This window comes from Planctomycetaceae bacterium, from assembly GCA_039680605.1.
GTDB lineage: Bacteria > Planctomycetota > Phycisphaerae > SM23-33 > SM23-33 > JAJFUU01.
Genome location: JBDKTA010000018.1, coordinates 1 through 2,385 on the forward strand (window position 1 = coordinate 1; position 2,385 = coordinate 2,385).

Annotated in this window: 2 protein-coding genes; both read left to right on the forward strand. The window is 62.9% G+C overall.

All coding sequences use genetic code 11. From position 1 onward, the window contains the following. Positions 1 to 365, forward strand: a 365-nt coding sequence (locus tag ABFD92_05490) for a hypothetical protein (GenBank protein MEN6503971.1), incomplete at its 5' end; no start/stop codon positions are given. A gap of 94 nt (positions 366 to 459) precedes the next feature. Further along, positions 460 to 2,385: carbonic anhydrase (locus ABFD92_05495; GenBank protein ID MEN6503972.1), on the forward strand; the 1,926-nt coding region annotated here is incomplete at its 3' end.

The window sequence follows — 2,385 nt, forward strand, 5'->3', positions numbered from 1 at the left end:
ACGAACAGGCGCAGGGCATCGAGCAGGTCAATACCGCCGTCGGCCAGATGGACACCATCACCCAGCAGAACGCCGCCACGGCCGAAGAGTCGGCGTCGGCGTCCGAAGAGCTGTCGGCCCAGGCCGAAGAGCTGACCAAGATGGTCGGCGAACTCCTGGCGATGGTGGGCGGATCGAGCAAGGTGGCCGCCGCGGCCGCGACGCCGCACTTTGCCCACGGCCACAAGGCCCCGGCGACGGCCCACAAGGCCGCCCCGGCAACCGCCCACGCAGGCGCCCCTGCGGCGACGGGCTGGAAGAACACCAAGTCGCATGAAGGCGTGACGATTCCGATGGAATCGGACGCCGAAGCGGCGAAGTTCTAGAACGCGTCCGCCCGGACCGGGGGCGCCCCGCGTGGGGCGCCCCCCGCCCGGCGGACTACCGCAAACACACTGCTTGAGATGCAGGAGACCAGACGTGTTCAAAAACATGAAACTCGGAAACAAGATCATCGCAGGTTTTGTCTCACTGTTGCTGATCGCGGCGCTACTGGGTGGCCTGGCATCCTGGCGGATGTGGAACGCCGAAGGCCAGTCCACCAAACTCTCCAGCGAGTACGTTCCGGAAGTGACCTTGGCTACCGAGGTGGAACGCAATTCGCTGCTGACAATGTATGAAGTTCGCGGCTATGGCTTGACGGAAGAGGAAGCCTACCTCACCCGCGGCAGGAAGCACCTCGCTGATGTGCAGAGCAGCCTGAAAGACTGCGAGAACCTGGCAGACAAATCCACCGGCCTGGTCAAGCTCAAAGAAGCCGTCGGCAAAGTGCGCGGCAAGGTCAATGAGTACGACAAGCTCGTGGGGGAAACCGTCACTCGCAACACCGCCATCGCGAAGGATCGCCACGATCTGGATGCGACCGCAGCGGAATACATGACGAACTGCAATGAGTTCCTCACTCATCAAAATCGACTGATGATTCAGGAACTTGGTGGCCAGGCCGAGGCTGATTCCTCGCACAGCGCCCTGGCCGCACATAACACCCCTGCCGCCGGACATGGCAGCAGCCATGACTCCCCACAGAAGAAAGTGTCTGCCGCTGGGGTAACCGTTGCCGCGTGCCCGCAGGGCCAGCAGGTCCTGGCCGATCTGAAGGAAGGCAACGCACGGTTCGTTCATGGCACATCGACCCGAAGCAACCTGGACGGCCAGCGCCGCGACGAGACGGCGACAAAGGGGCAGAAGCCACGCGCGACCATTCTCGCGTGCTCGGATTCCCGAGTACCGGTCGAAGCCATCTTCGACAAGGGTGTGGGCGATTTGTTTCTGATTCGCGTCGCGGGCAACATCTGCGGCCAGCACGAGCTGGGATCGATCGAGTATGGCGTGGACCATCTTGAAACGCCGCTGCTGATCATCCTGGGTCACAGCGGTTGCGGAGCCGTCACCGCCGCGGCGACGTCTGCGACCGTTCATGGAAGCATTCCTTCGCTGATTGATGAAATTGCTCCGGCCCTGGAGCGGTGCAGGCATCATCAGCCCCAGCCCACAGGTGGGGCGTTGATCAGCGCGTGCATCGATGAGAACGTGTGGGTGGCGGTAGAACGCACGCTGACGCGCAGCGCAGCTATCCGCCAGAGAGTTAAAGAAGGCAAGGTTCTGGTTGTCGGGGCGAATTACGATCTGGCCCAGGGCACCATACGCTGGATGGGGCCGCATCCCCGGCAGAACGAATTGCTGGCGGCCGCTCTGGACGCGCCGACGCATGGTCCGGCGACGGCGACGCACGCAGCACCGACGGGCTCAGCCCAGCAGCTTGAACGTCTTCGCAAGATCACGCTGGTCAACGACATCATCGACCTGGGCAGCGCCGCGCGGATTGCATGCTTCAAGTCGCAGGCGCTGCGCCAACCGGACTTGATCAAGAACGCCGACAAGAACTTCCCGCAGATCGCCGAAAAGCTCAAGTCGCTGCGCGACATCACGCGATTGAAGGAAGACCTCGACCGCATTGACAAGGTCGAGCACGATGCCAACAAGTATCGCGCCGCCATGAACAACCTGTTGGCCAACTGGCTGGCTCTGCAGGACGTCGCCTCGCGACGCGGAGAAGTGGCCGAAAACGTGCTCTCAGAAGCACAGGAAACCGCCAAAGCGGGACTGACCCAGGCCACCACCATTGCCAATGAAACGACATCTTCATTGTCCACAGCGGCGATGGTCGTAGTCATTGGCCTGTGCGTGGCGATGATAGTCGGCGTGGCCCTGGCGCTGGGCATCACCCGCAGCATCACCGGCCCGATCAACCGCGTTATCGCCGGACTCTCCAGCGGCGCTGAGCAGACCAGTTCGGCCGCCGGACAGGTCTCGGCCGCCAGCCAGTCTCTGGCCCAGGGCTCCAGC